We start from the raw sequence: 15,657 nt of genomic DNA on the forward strand, positions 1-15,657 counted from the left end.
CAGACTCGAAGCCCCGCTCACCGCCTCCGTGCGGCGGGCGGGGCTTCGTTCATGTGCGCGAGGAGCAGGTCGCAGGCGCGCAGGATGTCGGCCTCGGTCTCCTCGAGCGAGGCCCTGCCGTTCAGGAACACCAGGATCAGCCCGAACCAGACCATCGACAGGAGACGCACCGCATCGCGGTCTCTGTCCGTGGGACGGTCGATGCCGCCCTGAGCGAAGAGCATCCGGTGGAAGTGGCGGTCGACCTCGACCGAATCGGGTACCGCCGCGGCGGACGCCGTGCTGTTGGACACCAGCATGGCGGCAGCGAGTCGCGGCCGCGCGACGATCCTGCGGGTCATGACGACGAGCGCGTCGCAGATCGCCTGTGTCGGGCTCGTGCCCGGCTCCCGGCGAGGCAGCCGGTCCGACGCCCGGACGAGCTGGTTCAGCAGCAACGCGACGAAAAGATGCGTCTTCGACGGGAAGTATCGGTACAGCGTGCCGATAGCGACGCCCGCATCCTTTGCGACCTCCGCCATCTGGACCCTGGCGAGTTCGTGTTCGGACCCGAGGCGCGCGGCAGCGGCAAGAATGCGCTCCTGCCGTTCGCGCTGCCCTTCCGACGTCGGTTCGGCGCCCTCCCGCGCCTTGGCGATCCTCGGCATTCCGGCCCCCTTCGTGCAATTCGACGTGCGAATTGTCCCACCACGCCCGACCCGCTTCAGGGCGGCCGCATCAGGATCGCCCGGAGCGAGGGCGTCGTCTCGATCAGTGGGAGTAGTGCGACGTCGCGAAGGTAGTCGGCGCAATCAGGCGGGAACGTCCGCTGAGCGAGAATCCGTTCGGGCGTGGCGGAGGTCACCCATACGCTCGGATTCGTGGACGTCGCCCGGACAGGAGGCGACCCGGTATTTCGAATCGGAGTGAGGCACATGCAGATTCAGTCACTGCCCCAGGAACTTGGTATCTCACCCGCCGAACAGCCCACTCCGGACGAGATGCGCAGGGCGATGGGACGTTTCGCGTCGGGAGTCACCGTGGTGACCGGACTCGACGACGACGGCCCTGTCGGTTTCGCATGCCAGTCGTTCGCGTCGGTATCGCTCGAGCCGCCGCTGGTGCTGTTCTGTGCGGATCATCGTGGGCGGGCCTGGCCCCGGATCCGCCGTGCCGGCTGGTTCACCGTGAACGTTCTCGGTGCGGAGCAGACCGACCTCTGCGGACGGTTCGGTTCGAGCAGGGGCCTGAAGTTCGACGGACTCGACTGGGAATTGTCCCGGTGGGGAACACCCACCTTGCCGGGCGTGCTCATGCGGGTCCACGCCGAGATCCACGACGTGCATGTCGCTGGTGACCACGACATCGTCGTCGGGCGCGTCGCCGAACTGGAGTGCCCCGCCGAGGACCGTCCGATGGTCTTCTACCGCGGCGCTTTCGGTCTCGACGGCTGATCTGCCGTCGAGACCTGCCGCTGCCGGTCAGCCGGCAGCGGCGCGTATTCCCGCCCGGCGTCCGAAGAAGCTCCCGTCTCCGAGCGAGATCCCGCTGCAGTAACCGCCCGCGGACAACCCGGACGTGCATCGGCCCGCCGCGTACAGGCCCGGAATCGGGTCGCCGTCGACGTGGAGGACCTCGGAGTGCACCGACGTCCGCAGGCCGCCCAACGTGAAACCACCCGTCATTCCGCGCAGATCGATCGCAGCGATCGGCGACCCGATCGGTTTCACCCATTCGGACTTCTTACCGAGTACGGGATCGGCGCCGTCGGCGGCGTGCCGGTTGTAGAGCTCCACCGTCGAGGTCAGGCTTCCCTCGGGTAGACCCATCTCCGCTTCGAGTTCGGCGACGCTCTCGCACACCCACGTGGGCTGCCTGCGCAGCTGCGGGCTCGAGCTCGGCGCGGCCATCCCCTCCTCGTAGGCGTCCTCGTCGAGGACGAGGAACGCCTGGTTGTCGTTCTGGTACATCGTGAGGTGGCCGATCCGGCCGGGGTAGGTGTCCTCGGGGACGTACCGCTGGCCGCGTCCGTTGACGAGGATGCCGCGCGCGATCAGTTGCGGGTCGCAGAAGAACGCCACCTCGCACGCATCCATGTGCGCCAGTCCCGCACCGAGCGCCTGCGCCATGAGGATTGCGCGGCCGTCGTGTTCCTCGACCGTCGCGGCTGGCCGCTTGTAGAGACGCGGCGCGTATGCCTGCATCATCTCGTCGTTGTAGGCGAACGAACCTGTCGCGAGCACCACGCCGCCGCGGGCACGGACGGTGATCTCCTTGCCGAACCGGGTGGCCGACACGCCGACGACACGTCCGGTGTGGTCGGTGACCAGACGCTGCACGCGGATGTCGGACTCGACGCGGACACCGAGGTCGTCCGCCTTCGCGAGGAGCGTGGTCATCAGTACGTGCCCGGCTCCCTGCTCGCCGTTACGCGGCATCGGGACCTGCGCGAGGTGGCCGCGCGGTGCCGGCGGCACGAGCGTGTGGAACGGTGCGGCGTTCTCTCCCCCGCTGTACATGAGCGAGTCGTCGACGGGGCATTCCCATCCGGGCTGGGACCAGAAGCTCTCCTTGTACTGCACGCCGCACGCTTCGAGCCACTCGAAGTGCTGCACGCTGCCCTCGCAGTAGACGTCCAGCTTGTCCTCGTCGACGCCCGGCCCGAGCGCCTCGGCGAGAAAGGTCTTCATGTTCTCGGGGGTGTCGTCGAATCCGCATGCCTTCTGCACGCGGGTGCCGCCACCGAGGTAGACGATGCCCCCGGACAATGCGGCGGCTCCGCCGCCACCGCTGGTGCGTTCGAGTACCAGGACGTCGGCGCCGCTCTCGGCAGCACCGATGGCCGCGGACACCCCGGCGATGCCGAAGCCCGCGATCACGACATCCGCCTCGAAGTCCCAGGTGTCGACGGCATCGGCGGATATCGGACGAATCGGTGAACTACTCATGGGCACAGCCCCTTCCGCGTCACGGCCCAGTGGTCTCCCCCGGACCGTAAGCCGACTCCGGCCGATCGACCGCGAACATCCCGCTGGTCGGGATCATCGACCCGCAAAGCACCCCTCGCGCTTGCGTGGGTGCGCGGGTACTACGCGAAGACCGATTCGAAGCTCACCGATTCTGCCGTGGGTGAGAGCTAGACGAGGTTGTCCTCGACGGGCAACCCGAAGGCGTTCTTGCCGTAGAGGGCGAAGGCGCGTTCCGGCTCGTTGGCGACGTGCATGCTCCCCGCATGCGCGTCGCGCCACGCGCGCTCCACGACGTTTCCGAGGAACAACGACGCGCCCCCGGCAGTTTTGAACAGCAGGTCGATCGCTTCGACCGCGCGTTCGGTGGCACGCACCTGATCGCGCCTCGTTCGCAGGCGCAGCGACAACGGGATGTCCTCTCCCGCCTTCGCAAGTGCCCACAGGTCACGCATGTTGCGCTCCAACTGGAGGTTTGCCGCGTCGATCTCCGACGACGCGCGCCCCACCGCAACCTGTGCGAAGGGATCGTCGACGAAGCGTCCGCCACCCAGGCTCAGTCGCACCCGCTCCCGCATCGCCGCCAGGTACTCGCCGTAACAGCCCTCGACTACGCCCACGACGGGCACGGCAACGGTGGTCGCGAAGAGCGACGCGAACGGGAGGCGATAGAGCGGCCCGGTGTTGACCTTCTGGCCGGGTCCCCGCAGATTCGCGGTGTCGAAGTTGCGCACGACCCGGTAGTCGGGGACGAACACGTCCTCGACGGTGATCTCGTTACTGCTCGTTCCACGCATGCCCACGACGTTCCACACGTCGCGAATGGTGTAGTCGTCCCGGGGAACGAGGGCGGTGACGAAGTCGACCGGCCGGCCTTCCGCACCGACGACCATCCCACCGAGCAGCGCCCACGACGCGTACTCGCAGCCGGACGAGAACATCCACTTCCCCGACAACCTGTAGCCGCCGCGCGTCGGCCGGAGCCTGCCTACCGGCGCATACGCAGAGGAAACGAGAGTGGACGCGTCCGCGCCCCAGACATCGGCTTGGGCGCGGTCGTCGAAGAGCGCGAGGTGCCAGGGATGCACGCCGACGACCGATGCGATCCAGCCCGTCGACCCACAGGCCGCGGACAGCGTCCGCACTACCTCGTAGAACCGCATGGGGTCGGTTTCGGCTCCGCCGTAGCGCCGTGGCTGGAGCATCCGGAACACACCGGTGGCAACCAGTTCGCGGATCGTGTCGTCGGGAATCCGGCGCGACTCGTCGATGTGCGCGGCGCGGTCCGCCAGTCGGGGTGCGAGTTCCCGCACCGCGTCGAGTACGTGACAAGGCGTCATCGAATGTTGTCCTGTCCCGCCACCATCGGTGCCGGAGTCATCGGGACGGCGGAGCGAACGCCGCCAAGGGTTCCGACGCCGACCAGTCGTGGCCCCAGTAGCTGTCCGCCGTGATTTCCTCTGCCGTGTAATACGTTTCGTCGACGAGCATGCCTTCGGTACCGAATTCGATATCCCAGCCGCCCGGTGCCCGCACGTAGAACGAGACCATCTTGTCGTTCGTGTGCCGGCCGAGGGTCGAGGAGATCGAGAAGCCCAGCTTGCCGATCCGGTCGAGTGCCCGGCCCACCGCGTCGATGGTGTCCACCTCGACCATCAGATGGACCAGCCCCGGATCGCTCACGGGCGGTGCGGGGCACAGGGCGAGACTGTGGTGCCTGCGGTTCACGCCGAGGAAGCGCACCCGCCGGATCGGGGGCGGCGACGACGGACCGCCGATCCGCGTCGCCCCGCGGGGCAGGAAACCGAGTACCTCTGTGTAGAACTCGTACGATTCCGCGAAGGCCGCGGAGGGAAGTACGACGTGCCCGAGCCCCTCCGGCCCGGTGTGGAAACCGGCGCCGAAGGGTGTCACGAGCGGGCTGTGGTCGAGGACCGGGCCGAAGAACACTTCGGTGCGGGTGCCGCCCGGATCGTCGAAAGCGATGACCTGCTCCGCGTCGCGGTAGGAGGACTCCTCTTCGCTCAGCACGTCCACCCGAATCCCGGCCTTCTCGACGGCCTCCCGGACGCGCCGCAGCGCGAACTCGTCGCGCACCTCCCAGCCCACCGCCAGAGCGCGGTCGTGCTCGCCCGGAAGCACGATCAGCCGAGCACGACGTTCGTCGAGCCGCAGGTACAGTCCGTCCGGCTCGGGTCCGGTGCCGACGGCCATACCGAGCCCGTCGACGACGAGTTCACGCCAGCGAGGGACGTCGCGGGTCTGAATCCTCAGGTAGCCGAGTCCTCGGATATCCGTCATGTCCGTCCTTCCGTCCGTCGTGCCGTGCCGTTCGTCGTGCCGGCGTGCTCGCGTGCCGGCGTGTGTGGTGCAGGTGAGCTAGATCATCGAGCGCATCATGCCCTGCGGTTCTTCGCCCAGCTGGGTGAGTGTCGCCGCGTGGAAGATCGATCCGGGCACGTGGATGGCGTGGCTCAGACCGGCATGGGCGTCGCGCCAGAAACGCTGCAGCGGGTTGCTCAGCTGCAGGGCGCCTCCGCCGGCGCGGCCGAAGATCTCGTCGACGGCACCCACGGCACGCCACGCGGCGGCGGTCTGCGTCCTCCGGCCGACGGCGCGCATCTCGAACGTGACCTCCTTGCCCCGCTCGGTGAGATCCCAGAACCGGTCGACGGTTTCGAGGATGGCGGCACGCGAGGCGGCGATCTCCGCCGCAGCCTTGCCGAGGGCAGAGAGCACGTACGGGTCCTGCTTGATCGCGGTGCCCGACACGGTGACCCGCTCACGCTGGGATTCGATGTAGCAGTTCAGCGCACCCTCGGCGATGCCGATGAGTGACGACGTGATGCCAAGGGGGAAGATGCACGAGAACGGGAACTTGTAGAGCGTCTCGTCCCGTCCCGCGTCCTGCCATGCCACCCCGCCCATCACCCGTTCGGCGGCCAGGGTGCGGTACTCGGGGAGGAAGGCGTTCTCCACGATGAGGTCCTTGGAACCGGTGCCACGCAGGCCGACGACGTTCCAGCTCTCGTGGTCGATCCGGTAATCGGACCGCGGCACGAGCACGTGCAGGCTCTTCGGCGGCGAAAGCCGTTTTCCGTCCTTGTCCCCCACCGCAGCGCCGATCATCACCCAGTCGCAATGGTCGGTTCCCGAGGAGAACGACCACCGCCCGTTGAGGATGTAGCCGCCGTCGACGGGAGTCGCGACGCCCATGGGGGCGTAGGGCGAGGCGATCCACGTGTCGGGATTCTCGCCCCACACCTCCTGCTGCGCCTTCGGATCGAAGAACGCCATCTCCCAGGGGTGCACACCCACGATGCCGCTGACCCATCCGGTCGCGCCGTCCATGGCGCCGAGCGCCATGGCCGTTTCTGCGAACTCCCGCGGGTGTGCCTCCAGACCGCCGAATTCCTTGGGCTGCAACATCCGGATGACTCCCGCGTCGCGGAGTCGTCCGGCGCTGCGGTCGGTCAGACGCATGAGCGCGTCCCCCTCGGCGCCGTCCGCGCGGATTTCGTCTGCGTACTTGACGAGGGAGTCGAGGACTTGTCCCATGATCTCTCCAGCTCTCTGATGGCGACGCCCGGTCACCGTGCGAATGTGCTGCCGGCGGCGTCGAAGTTCCGGTGATGGCTACGGTCTCAATAGTTCGCAGCCACGCTCCGGAAAAGTTCCACTGAGCGGGATCGATCGAGATCAGACGGCATTCACGCGGTCACGACACCCGAGCGTCGTCCCGCTTCAGGAACGCGAGGACGGTCGCGAGCCAGGCCTCGCGGGCCTCGATCATCGTCCAGTGCCCGCAGTTGGGGAACACGTGCAGCTCGCCGCGGCGCAGATCCCGCATCGGGAGCATCGCCATGTCGACGGGGCTGACACGGTCGTCGCGTCCCCAGGTGAGCAGGGTCGGCGCGGTGATCTTGCCGAGTTGCGCCCAGTACGGGGTCACGTCGGAGGCGAGCGCCGCCTTCCCGGCCGCGGCGAAAGCGGCACTGCTGTACATGCGACGCGCGATTTCCAGGGTCTTCGGCTCGGTGGCCAGTGCCCACCGTTCCTCGATCAGCTCTTCGGTGATGATCGCCGGGTCGTAGACCATGGAATGCAGCCAGCGGATGAGCTTTTCGCGTGTCGGATCGTCCGTGAACTCCATCAGAAGCTTGATGCCTTCGCCCGGTGCCGGCGCGAAGACCGAACGCCCTGCGCCGCCGATGGTGACGAGCTTGCTCACCCGGTCGGGCTGTGCGATCGCGAACTGGGTCGCGACGATGCCGCCCATCGAGTTACCGATGATCGCTGTCCGATCGAGCCCCAGTCCATCGAGGAAATCGGCGACCGCTACCGACGCCATCGCCATCGGGTGACCCTCGCAGGGATCGCTGACTCCGAATCCGGGGAACTCGAGGACGAGGCACCGGAAGTGCTCGGAGAGTTCGGCGAGCACACCGCGATAGTTGCGCCATCCGGTCACGCCGGGGCCCGATCCGTGCAGCAGGAGGAGGGGCTCGCCGGTACCAGCCTCGTGGTAGCGGAGGGTACCCCGGTCCGTCGCGAGTTCCCGGGCCGTCTCGTCGTGATTCAATTCGGTCGTCATACCCAAGACGTTCCCAGTGACCCCCCTCACTGTGCGCACGGTCTCCCGGTCACCGGGACGTGCCCGGCACTCCCCGGCGGGACCCGGTTACATCCACTCTCCGGATTGCGTTGCGAGCAGGCGCTCCATGGCGTGAGGCGACCACGATTCGACGGGAACCCGTGACGTGCGGGCGCCACGCCGAGGGGCGCTCAGCTCGGGATACAGGGTGCGCGAGACGTCACGGGCCGCGGCGGCGACGAGCGGTGCGGTCCGCTCGAGAAGGCCCGCGCGGACGGGACCGCACAGGGAAATCGAGGCGACCGGGCCCTCCGGGCCACGGATCGCGGCACCGACACATGCCATCCCGACCGCAGACTCACCGGTCTCGAACGCGAGGCCGCGCCGGGAGCGGATGCGGTTGAGTTCGAGATGCAGCGTCGACAGTTCGTGGATCGTGCGTTCGGTGCGGCGCACCAGCCGGTCGCCGTAGAGAGCGTCGACCTGTTCGGGCTCGAGACCGGCGAGCAGCGCTTTCCCACACGCACTCGCGTACGCCGGGACGCGGCCACCGACGCGGGACGGCAGGCTCGCGGCGAGCTGGCCGCCGATCTTGTCGAGGTAGACGCAGTCGCCGCCGTCGAGCACCGCGAGATGTGCAACCATGCCAGTGGTCATGTGGAGGTCGTGGAGCAACGGGGCCGCAGCTTCGCGAATCCGGATGTGGCCGTTGTCGCCTTCGCTCATCGCCTTGGCGCGACGGCCGAGGCAGTAACCGAACGACGCGTGGTCGATCCAGTCGAGCCGGACCATCTGGTCGAGGATGCGGTGCACCGTCGAGCGCGGCAGCTGTGTGCGGCAGGCGACCTCTTCGAGCGTCAGCCGCGAGGACCGGTCGTCGAAGGCGTCGAGGATCAGGGTCATGCGCTCGACCATGGATGCGGGAAGTTCGCGCTTCGCCGTCTCGGCCGGTTTCGCGAAGTCGGACTCTGACATCGGCACCCTTTCGTTCACCCAGTACAGAACCCACAGAACCAGCAAACTGAAATTCATTCTTGTGGGCTGCGGCAAGCGTACTACGGAGCGTGACCAAGTACACATACCGGCCTGCATCCCACTCAACAGGAGGGGCCTGTCGGGCGATACGCGCCCCCGGTACAACCGGAGAGCAAGGTGCCCGATCGAACCTGCAGAGGTCGCGGCAACCCCGTGACCACGACGAAAGTGCCGAACAGTCATGACCGAAGCTCACGCCGCCCTCTTCCGACCACTCGCTGTGCGTTCCCTCCAGTTGCGCAACCGCATCGTCATGTCCCCGATGACGCGGTCGCACTCGCCGGGCGGGGTGCCGGGGCCGGACGTGGTCGAGTACTACCGGCGGCGTGCCGCCGGCGGCACGGCACTCATCGTCACCGAGGGCGTCGCGATCGACCATCCCACAGCGGTCGACAATCCCCGCGTCCCCCACATGCACGGCCACGCCGCGCTCGAAGGATGGCGTCGCGTCGTCGACGCGGTCCACGCCGAAGGTGGCCGGATCATCCCGCAGTTGTGGCACGTCGGGCCGCTCTGGGGCGCGATGAGCGCGGACGTCGACCCCGACCTGGTTCCGATGCGGCCGTCCGGAGTCTGGGGGAAGCCCGGCGTCACCTCGTACGGCGACGACTACGTCGCGCGCGCGTCGCTTCCGACGCCGGCGATGACCGAAGAGGACATCGAGCAGGTCGTCGACGCGTACGCCGGTGCCGCAGCGAACGCCAAGGCAGTCGGGTTCGACGGCGTCGCCCTGCACGGCGGCCACGGCTACCTGCTCGACGCCTTCCTCTGGGAGGGCACCAACCAGCGCGACGACCGCTGGGGCGGCGACATCGCAAGCCGCACCCGCTTCCCCGCGACGGTCGTGGCGGCCGTCCGCACGGCCGTCGGCGAGGACCTGCCGATCTTCTACCGGTTCTCGCAGCACAAGCAGCAGGATTACGAGGCGAAGATCGCGAACACGCCGGACGAGTTGAAGGCCGTTCTCTCTCCGCTGGCCGAGGCCGGAGTCGACGTGTTCGACGCCAGCATCCGCCGTTTCGACCTGCCCGCATTCGACGGCAGCGACCTCACGCTCGCAGGATGGGCGAAGGAGGTCACCGGTGCCTTGTCGATGGCTGTCGGCAGCGTCGGCATCGGAGCGACCCTGCGTGAGAGCCGGACCCAGGGCGCCGCACCCGTGCGGGACAACCTCCCCGAACTCGAACGTCGTCTGGGTAGCGACGAATTCGATCTCATCGCGATCGGCCGGCTCCACCTGGCGGATCCCGCCCTCGCCACCACCCTCCGGTCCGGCGCGACTCTGCCCGAATTCGACCGCACGATCCACGAGGCAGCCTTGATCTGACCCCCACCGGAATTTGTGACGGGTCCCGATGAGCGAGACCGTCACCCGAGTATCACGTCACCTCCTCTAGAAAGTGATGCGCACCACTCCCGACTGGAGTGAAGAAACCTGCGGGCCACGAGGGGCCGCCGAGAGTCTGGATGCGCTGTGACGTCTTACGCGAACGATCTTTCCCACGACGAACCCGAAAAGGTAACGGCCAAGGGACGGTTCAACCGTCGACAACCGGTGTGGGTGATCGTAGCGGTGCTGATCGCCGTCGAGATCATCAGCGCATTCGAGACGTCGATGATGTTCGCGGCCATTCCGACGCTCATCGCGGATTTCGGCAGCGACGCGTCGACCGTCGGCTGGGCCGTCACCTCGTTCCTGCTCGTCGCGGCGGCCTCGGCTGCAGTGTGCGGGCGTCTGGGCGACATGTACGGACGCGAACGGGTCCTGATCGTCCTCCTGGCCGTCGCGGCATTGGGATCGATCATCAGCGCCGTCGGCGACAGCCTCACCAGCATCATCATCGGGCGCACCATTCAGGGTGTGGCCGGTGCGATCCTCCCGCTGTGCATCGGGCTAGCTCGCGAGCATCTCCCTCCGGCACGCGTGCCCGTGGCCGTCGCGCTGATCTCCGGTTCCGCCGTGGCAGCAGGATCTGCATCGCTTCTCATCGCGGGTCTGCTGATCGACTACGCAAGCTGGCACATGATCTTCGTCGTCGCCGCCGTGTACTCGGTCTTCGCCGCGGCGCTGGTGGTGTTCGTCCTACCGTGGCGGAAGCCGACCGGCACGAAAGAGAAGATCGACTACGTCGGTGCTGTCGCGTTCGCAGCATCTGTTGCGGCAATTCTTCTCGGTGTCAACAAGTCCCAGGCCTGGGGCTGGGCCGACGGCCGGACTCTCGGACTGATCCTCGGTGGTGCCGTCGTACTGGTTCTGCTCGTGCGCTGGGAACTGCGCGTGCCGTCGCCCATCATCAATGTGCGGCTCTTCGCCGAGCGCAAGTTCTCCTTGACGATGCTCGCCACGATCGCGATCGCGGCCGGCCCGATGGGCGTCGCCACCATGATCATCCCGATCATCATGCAGACACCCACGGCGGACGGCTTCGGGCTGGGCCTCAGCGCAACGCACGCAGGCTGGCTGTCGTTCATCGGGTCCATGTTCGGTTTCGCCTTCACGCCCATCAGCGGCCGGATCTCGGCGGCCGTCGGGTCTCGCGTGTCGATGCTGATCGGCAGCATCCTCTTCGTCGCCAGCACGGTGACCATGCTGACGGCCCACAATTCGGTGGTCGCGATGACCGCGATGGTCGTGGTGGTGTCCGTGGCCACCGCGTTCGCCTACACCGCTCTGCCCAACCTCATCGTCGAGGCTGTTCCCGAGCGCAACACCAGCGAGGCCACCGGAACGAACGCCGTCCTGCGCACCGCGGGCCAGGGTGTCGGTACGTCGGTCGCCACGATGTTGCTCGCATTCGCCGTGACTCCGGTCGCCGGCCTGAACATGATCGGCGTCATGTTCCTGGTCCTGGCGTTCGTGGCGATCGCGCTCACGGTGATGATTCCACGAGGCGTTCCGGCGGCGACCGTCGACTGACCGGCGCGACCAGCCCACTCCACTCGTCTCCTCCCGGCGTCCCGCCTACCGGGAGGAGACGGGTTTCTGTGACGGGTCACACCTACCGTGGGCGAGCGAGTAATCCTGAACCCGAAGGGGCCCTGCTTCGATGACAGCCGTTCAGACACCTGCCGTTTCCCGCTCCACAACGCTGGTGGTCAGCGCAGTGGTTCAGGAAACCGACGACGCCTGTTCTCTGGTGCTCGACGTACCGCAGGACCGACGGCACGAATTCGACTACAAGCCCGGACAATTCCTGACCCTGCGCATTCCGAGCGACCGGACCGGCTCGGTCGCCCGGTGCTATTCGCTGGCGAGTTCGCCTCACACCGACGAGCGCCTCAAGGTCACCGTCAAGCGCACCACCGACGGTTACGGCTCCAACTGGTTGTGCGACAACATCCGGCCCGGGCACCTGCTCGAAGTTCTTCCGCCGGCCGGGGTGTTCACGCCCGTCGACCTCACCGAGAATCTTCTGTTGTTCGCGGCCGGAAGCGGCATCACGCCGGTGATCTCCATCGTCAAGTCGGCGCTCGCCGCAGGTAATCGCAACGTGGTCCTCGTGTACGCGAACCGCTCCGAATCGTCGGTGATCTTCGCGCAGGAGCTTCGCGAGCTGGCTGCGCGCCACCCTGGCGCCCTCACCGTCGTGCACTGGCTGGAAAGTCTTCAGGGCTTACCGACATCGCACGGCCTGGCGACGTTGTCGGCCGCCTACACCGGCCACCGCGCGTACATGTGCGGGCCGGCTCCGTTCATGGACGTGGTGCGTGCCGGACTCGCGTCGGCGGGGGTGCCCAAGGACCGCATCCACGCCGAAGTCTTCACCTCCCTCTCCGGCGACCCGTTCGCCGAGGTTTCCGTTCCCGAGATCGACGAGGACGACGCCGACGCTGCCGCCGTCACGGTCGAACTCGACGGCGAGACCCACGACTTCGCGTGGCCGCGCAGCGCCACGCTCGTCGACGTCATGTTGTCGAGGGGCCTGGATGTGCCCTTCTCCTGCCGCGAAGGCGAATGCGGTTCCTGCGCGTGCACCGTCGTCTCGGGTGAGGTCGACAGCCCGCCGTCCGCAATCCTCGATGCCGACGATGTCGCGAACGGGTACGTACTCGCGTGCCAGGCGCGCCCGAAGAGCCCCCACGTGCGCATCGATTTCTGATCCGGACCGGATGGCTACTTACGCGCACACCCCCGCCCTGGCATACCCGGCCAGGGCGGGGGTGTGACGCGCCGAAGGTTCTGCATATCGATCACAGCATGAGAGAAGCCGTCCCGCAGTCGCTGTGCGACTGCGGGACGGCTTCTTTCGACAACTACTCGTGTGCCCTCGCCGTCAGCGGTTCAGGAGGGCACGCATCGCCTTCGCGGCGCCTTCGACGAGTTCGCGGCGAGGGAATCCGCTGCGCTTGACCGCCGCGTCGTAGTTACCGCCCGCGATCCACACGGGGCCGTCCTCCAGATGCTCGAGGCCCTCGCGCGCAACATCTTCCGACTCCGAGACGCGCATGCCCGGCACATCGAAGTTGAGGCCGGCGCGCACCATCGCCGGGGTGCGGGTGACGCCGAGGACGAGTTCGACCACATGGACGCCGTAGGGCTTCAGCTCGAGCCAGAGGCTTTCGGCGAACACCCGGCTGAACGCCTTCGACGCCGAGTAGATGCTCTGGTGTTCCGAGCCCATGTAACCGGCGAGCGAGCCGAGCAGCATGATGCCGCCGCGGCCCCGCTCCTTCATCGGTGCGCCGAACAGATGGGCAAGTTCCACCTGCCGGTGCACGTTCAGGTCGATCACGCCGCGGAATCCGTCCAGGTCCCCGGTGACGAATTCGTGGCCGTAGCTGTTCGCTCCGGCGTTGAAGATGAACAGCCCGACCTCGAGATCTGCTGTTGCGGCGCGGATCTCGTCGACCGCGTCGGGCGCGAGCAGATCGAGCGCGAGGGTGCGCACCTCGACGCCGTTGCTCCTGGCACGGTCCGCAGTCTCCTCCAAAGGAGCAGGCTTACGGGCGATGAGCACGAGATCGAATCCGGCACGGCTCAATTCGTCCGCAAACGCTGCGCCGACGCCCTCCGATCCTCCGGCGATCACGGCCCACGGGCCGTACTGTGCACGATCGAGGTTGAGGGGTTCGGTCATCGCGGATCCTCCGGAGGGTCGGTTCGAAGCTTCATTGGACAATCGGTGCTGGGACGGGTGCGTCGTCGTACACGTCGAGCACACCCGACGCCGCCGCACGAGTGATGGTCTCCGCGAGCCGGGAGCACGCCATGAGCGGCGCGCCCGGACGCCCGTCGCGGCCGGCGCCGTCCTGCACCTGAGGACAGCGCCTGCGCGCGTCGGCATTCCACTGGATGGAGGTGTGCTCCCAGCTGTTCTTCTGAACCAGCACCTGCGCCGAACATTCGACGCATCGCAGCGGTTCCATCCGGTTCTCCATCGTCGCTACTCCTACCCCGCGCTGGTGGGTTGTTCCTCGAGGGCCTTGCGCGCGATGTTGGCTTCGACTTCCTTCATCCACGCTGCGACCGGGCGGGCGGTGTCCATCTCGAACTCGAACCGGTCGGTCATCTCCGGCTTCACCTCGTCCACGTCGACGTAGAACTGCTCGTACCAGCGGCGAAGCTGGTACACCGGGCCGTCCTCCTCGCAGAGCAGAGGATTGTCGATGCGGGTCTTGTTGCGCCAGATCTCGATGTCCTGCTCGAAGCCCTTGGCGATGAAGTTGCCGAACTGCTGCGCGACCTGCAGCGCCTGCTCGCCCTCGAAACGATCGGACTTCTTGACGATCATCCCGTACATCAGCACGAACTTGTTCTGAGAGACCGGGTAGTGGCAGTTGATGAGCGTCGACTCGATGTCGTAGCCCTCGTACTCGTAGACCAGGTCGTCGATCATGAACGACGGGCCGAAGTAGCTCGCATCCGAGCGGCTGCCGAGCATCCGCGGCTGGCCCTCCGCATGGGGACGGGCGTCCTCGCGGGCCCTGCCGCGCATGAACTGGCTGGCCACATGTCCTTCGAAGACGTTCTTGAAGTACGTCGGGAAGGAGTAGTGCACGTAGAAGAAGTGCGCCATGTCGACGATGTTGTCGATGAGTTCACGGCAGTTGGTGTCGACTTCGGTCCGATACCAGACCCAGTCGGTCCACTCGTCGCTCAGCGCACCTTCGATCCGGGGGATCGTGATGTCCGCCGGCGGCGGGTTGCCCTGCGGATCGTTCCACACGAACAGCAGACCGTCCTGCTGGAGCGTGTGCCATGCGCGAGTCTTGGCGATGGGCGGCACACGGCGGGCGTACGGGATGTTGGTGCAGCGGCCGTTGCCACCCCAGCGCCAGTCGTGGAACGGGCACGCGACCTCGTCGCCCTTGACGGTGCCCTGGCTCAGATCGCCACCCATGTGGCGGCAGTAGCCGTCAAGGATCTTGAGGTCGCCTGCCGTGTCCGCCCAGACGACGAGCTTGGTGCCGAAGGCCTCGACCGAGTGCGGTTTTCCGTCCTTGAAGGACTCTGCGAGGCCGAGGCAGTGCCAGCCACGCGCGAAACGGGTGGGTGCGGTACCCGCGACGATCTCGCGGACCTCGGAGTTGTCGGAAGTGCCCAGGCTCACGGTCGTCCGTCCTTTCGGGAGGATTGAGAAGTGGAGGATTCACCGGCGGAATATCGGCAGGCTTTGTGCCGGTCGGGATCTCGCCACGCTGTTGATCCTGACGCTAGGTGATCACCGTCACGCCGAACCCGGTCGTCTCACTAGGCGAGACTCACGAATCAGAGGCGTCGGGTGCCGACCAGAACGCGCGCATCGACGTGATCCGGCCGTCGTCGTCGAAGGTCATGACGTCGATCGGTTCGAAGACGTACTCGGTCCCGGCAACCTCGGAGGTGACCCGGAAATGGAAGGCTGCCTCGTTGCCCGCGATCTTCAGGGTCAACAGTTCCGTCTTGTTGCGGGAGCTCTCGAGCGCTGCGTACAGCGGGAGGATCTCCTCGCGGCCTTTGCGTACGTCGCTGCCGACCGGATCCTCCACGGTTGCGGTGTCGGTGTACAGGTCCGCTATACCGGCCGCCGACGACGCCTCGATCCGCCGCAGGTATTCCGTGACGGTCGTGCGAATACGGTCGGGCGTGGGAGTGCTCATCGT

General features: G+C 67.0%; 15 protein-coding genes. 4 read left to right on the plus strand and 11 right to left on the minus strand.

Annotation, left to right across the window (positions count from 1 at the left end; genetic code table 11):
* Positions 1-17: 17 nt before the first annotated feature.
* Entirely contained in the window at positions 18-647 is a 630-nt protein-coding gene (locus tag RDCOP1_RS15840) for a TetR/AcrR family transcriptional regulator (protein ID WP_072702295.1), read from the minus strand.
* A gap of 267 nt (positions 648-914) precedes the next feature.
* On the opposite strand from RDCOP1_RS15840, the gene RDCOP1_RS15845 reads away from it, so the two are divergent.
* Positions 915-1,433: a flavin reductase family protein gene (locus tag RDCOP1_RS15845; RefSeq protein WP_072702298.1), complete on the plus strand. Its 519-nt coding sequence runs from the start codon at positions 915-917 to the stop codon at positions 1,431-1,433.
* A gap of 27 nt (positions 1,434-1,460) precedes the next feature.
* On the opposite strand, the gene RDCOP1_RS15850 is transcribed toward RDCOP1_RS15845, so the two are convergent.
* From RDCOP1_RS15850 to RDCOP1_RS15875, 6 genes are all read right to left on the minus strand, one after another.
* The gene (locus RDCOP1_RS15850) at positions 1,461-2,927 is read right to left on the minus strand and encodes an FAD-dependent oxidoreductase (protein ID WP_072702301.1); all 1,467 of its coding nucleotides are present in this window, start codon (positions 2,925-2,927) and stop codon (positions 1,461-1,463) included.
* Between the two features lie 188 nt (positions 2,928-3,115).
* Positions 3,116-4,285: a 3-hydroxy-9,10-secoandrosta-1,3,5(10)-triene-9,17-dione monooxygenase oxygenase subunit gene (gene hsaA / locus RDCOP1_RS15855; protein WP_072702304.1), complete on the minus strand. Its 1,170-nt coding sequence runs from the start codon at positions 4,283-4,285 to the stop codon at positions 3,116-3,118.
* A gap of 37 nt (positions 4,286-4,322) precedes the next feature.
* Positions 4,323-5,246, minus strand: coding sequence for a VOC family protein (locus RDCOP1_RS15860; protein ID WP_072702307.1), 924 nt, complete (start codon positions 5,244-5,246; stop codon positions 4,323-4,325).
* Between the two features lie 78 nt (positions 5,247-5,324).
* Complete coding sequence (locus RDCOP1_RS15865; RefSeq protein ID WP_072702310.1) at positions 5,325-6,503, minus strand: acyl-CoA dehydrogenase family protein; 1,179 nt, start codon at positions 6,501-6,503, stop codon at positions 5,325-5,327.
* Positions 6,504-6,663: 160 nt separating this feature from the next.
* Complete coding sequence (locus RDCOP1_RS15870) at positions 6,664-7,539, minus strand: alpha/beta fold hydrolase (protein ID WP_072702313.1); 876 nt, start codon at positions 7,537-7,539, stop codon at positions 6,664-6,666.
* A gap of 87 nt (positions 7,540-7,626) precedes the next feature.
* Positions 7,627-8,514 (minus strand): IclR family transcriptional regulator, encoded by an 888-nt coding sequence (locus tag RDCOP1_RS15875; protein WP_072702733.1) that lies wholly within the window; start codon positions 8,512-8,514, stop codon positions 7,627-7,629.
* Between the two features lie 241 nt (positions 8,515-8,755).
* Here RDCOP1_RS15875 and RDCOP1_RS15880 point away from each other — a divergent pair, with 241 nt between their 5' ends.
* The 3 genes from RDCOP1_RS15880 to RDCOP1_RS15890 all read left to right on the plus strand — a co-directional run bounded on the left by RDCOP1_RS15880 (position 8,756) and on the right by RDCOP1_RS15890 (position 12,674).
* Positions 8,756-9,901: an oxidoreductase gene (locus RDCOP1_RS15880; protein ID WP_072702315.1), complete on the plus strand. Its 1,146-nt coding sequence runs from the start codon at positions 8,756-8,758 to the stop codon at positions 9,899-9,901.
* A 234-nt stretch (positions 9,902-10,135) separates the two neighbouring features.
* Positions 10,136-11,491: an MFS transporter gene (locus RDCOP1_RS15885; RefSeq protein ID WP_072702736.1), complete on the plus strand. Its 1,356-nt coding sequence runs from the start codon at positions 10,136-10,138 to the stop codon at positions 11,489-11,491.
* 130 nt (positions 11,492-11,621) lie between these two features.
* On the plus strand, positions 11,622-12,674 hold the full coding sequence (locus RDCOP1_RS15890; RefSeq protein ID WP_072702318.1) for a ferredoxin--NADP reductase: 1,053 nt from the start codon (positions 11,622-11,624) through the stop codon (positions 12,672-12,674).
* A gap of 174 nt (positions 12,675-12,848) precedes the next feature.
* Here the strand turns inward: RDCOP1_RS15890 and RDCOP1_RS15895 are convergent, their stop codons facing one another.
* From RDCOP1_RS15895 to RDCOP1_RS15910, 4 genes are all read right to left on the minus strand, one after another.
* Positions 12,849-13,652, minus strand: a complete 804-nt coding sequence (locus RDCOP1_RS15895; protein WP_072702321.1) for an SDR family NAD(P)-dependent oxidoreductase — start codon at positions 13,650-13,652, stop codon at positions 12,849-12,851.
* A gap of 31 nt (positions 13,653-13,683) precedes the next feature.
* On the minus strand, positions 13,684-13,941 hold the full coding sequence (locus RDCOP1_RS15900) for a hypothetical protein (protein ID WP_072702739.1): 258 nt from the start codon (positions 13,939-13,941) through the stop codon (positions 13,684-13,686).
* A 23-nt stretch (positions 13,942-13,964) separates the two neighbouring features.
* Entirely contained in the window at positions 13,965-15,125 is a 1,161-nt protein-coding gene (locus RDCOP1_RS15905; protein WP_072702324.1) for a 3-ketosteroid-9-alpha-monooxygenase, oxygenase component, read from the minus strand.
* Between the two features lie 151 nt (positions 15,126-15,276).
* Positions 15,277-15,654 (minus strand): nuclear transport factor 2 family protein, encoded by a 378-nt coding sequence (locus RDCOP1_RS15910; RefSeq protein ID WP_072702327.1) that lies wholly within the window; start codon positions 15,652-15,654, stop codon positions 15,277-15,279.
* Positions 15,655-15,657: the final 3 nt, after the last annotated feature.

It is taken from the genome of Rhodococcus coprophilus NBRC 100603, assembly GCF_001895045.1.
GTDB classification, from domain to species: Bacteria; Actinomycetota; Actinomycetes; order Mycobacteriales; family Mycobacteriaceae; genus Rhodococcus; species Rhodococcus coprophilus.

Excerpts from the sequence above, each read along its gene's own strand:
- RDCOP1_RS15880 (WP_072702315.1), top strand. The coding sequence starts at position 8,756 with ATGACCGAAGCTCACGCCGCCCTCTTCCGACCACTCGCTGTGCGTTCC.
- RDCOP1_RS15875 (WP_072702733.1), bottom strand. The coding sequence starts at position 8,514 with ATGTCAGAGTCCGACTTCGCGAAACCGGCCGAGACGGCGAAGCGCGAA.
- RDCOP1_RS15865 (WP_072702310.1), bottom strand. The coding sequence starts at position 6,503 with ATGGGACAAGTCCTCGACTCCCTCGTCAAGTACGCAGACGAAATCCGC.
- RDCOP1_RS15910 (WP_072702327.1), bottom strand. The coding sequence starts at position 15,654 with ATGAGCACTCCCACGCCCGACCGTATTCGCACGACCGTCACGGAATAC.
- RDCOP1_RS15845 (WP_072702298.1), top strand. The coding sequence starts at position 915 with ATGCAGATTCAGTCACTGCCCCAGGAACTTGGTATCTCACCCGCCGAA.
- RDCOP1_RS15890 (WP_072702318.1), top strand. The coding sequence starts at position 11,622 with ATGACAGCCGTTCAGACACCTGCCGTTTCCCGCTCCACAACGCTGGTG.
- RDCOP1_RS15850 (WP_072702301.1), bottom strand. The coding sequence starts at position 2,927 with ATGAGTAGTTCACCGATTCGTCCGATATCCGCCGATGCCGTCGACACC.
- RDCOP1_RS15870 (WP_072702313.1), bottom strand. The coding sequence starts at position 7,539 with ATGACGACCGAATTGAATCACGACGAGACGGCCCGGGAACTCGCGACG.
- hsaA (WP_072702304.1), bottom strand. The coding sequence starts at position 4,285 with ATGACGCCTTGTCACGTACTCGACGCGGTGCGGGAACTCGCACCCCGA.
- RDCOP1_RS15860 (WP_072702307.1), bottom strand. The coding sequence starts at position 5,246 with ATGACGGATATCCGAGGACTCGGCTACCTGAGGATTCAGACCCGCGAC.
- RDCOP1_RS15900 (WP_072702739.1), bottom strand. The coding sequence starts at position 13,941 with ATGGAACCGCTGCGATGCGTCGAATGTTCGGCGCAGGTGCTGGTTCAG.
- RDCOP1_RS15840 (WP_072702295.1), bottom strand. The coding sequence starts at position 647 with ATGCCGAGGATCGCCAAGGCGCGGGAGGGCGCCGAACCGACGTCGGAA.
- RDCOP1_RS15895 (WP_072702321.1), bottom strand. The coding sequence starts at position 13,652 with ATGACCGAACCCCTCAACCTCGATCGTGCACAGTACGGCCCGTGGGCC.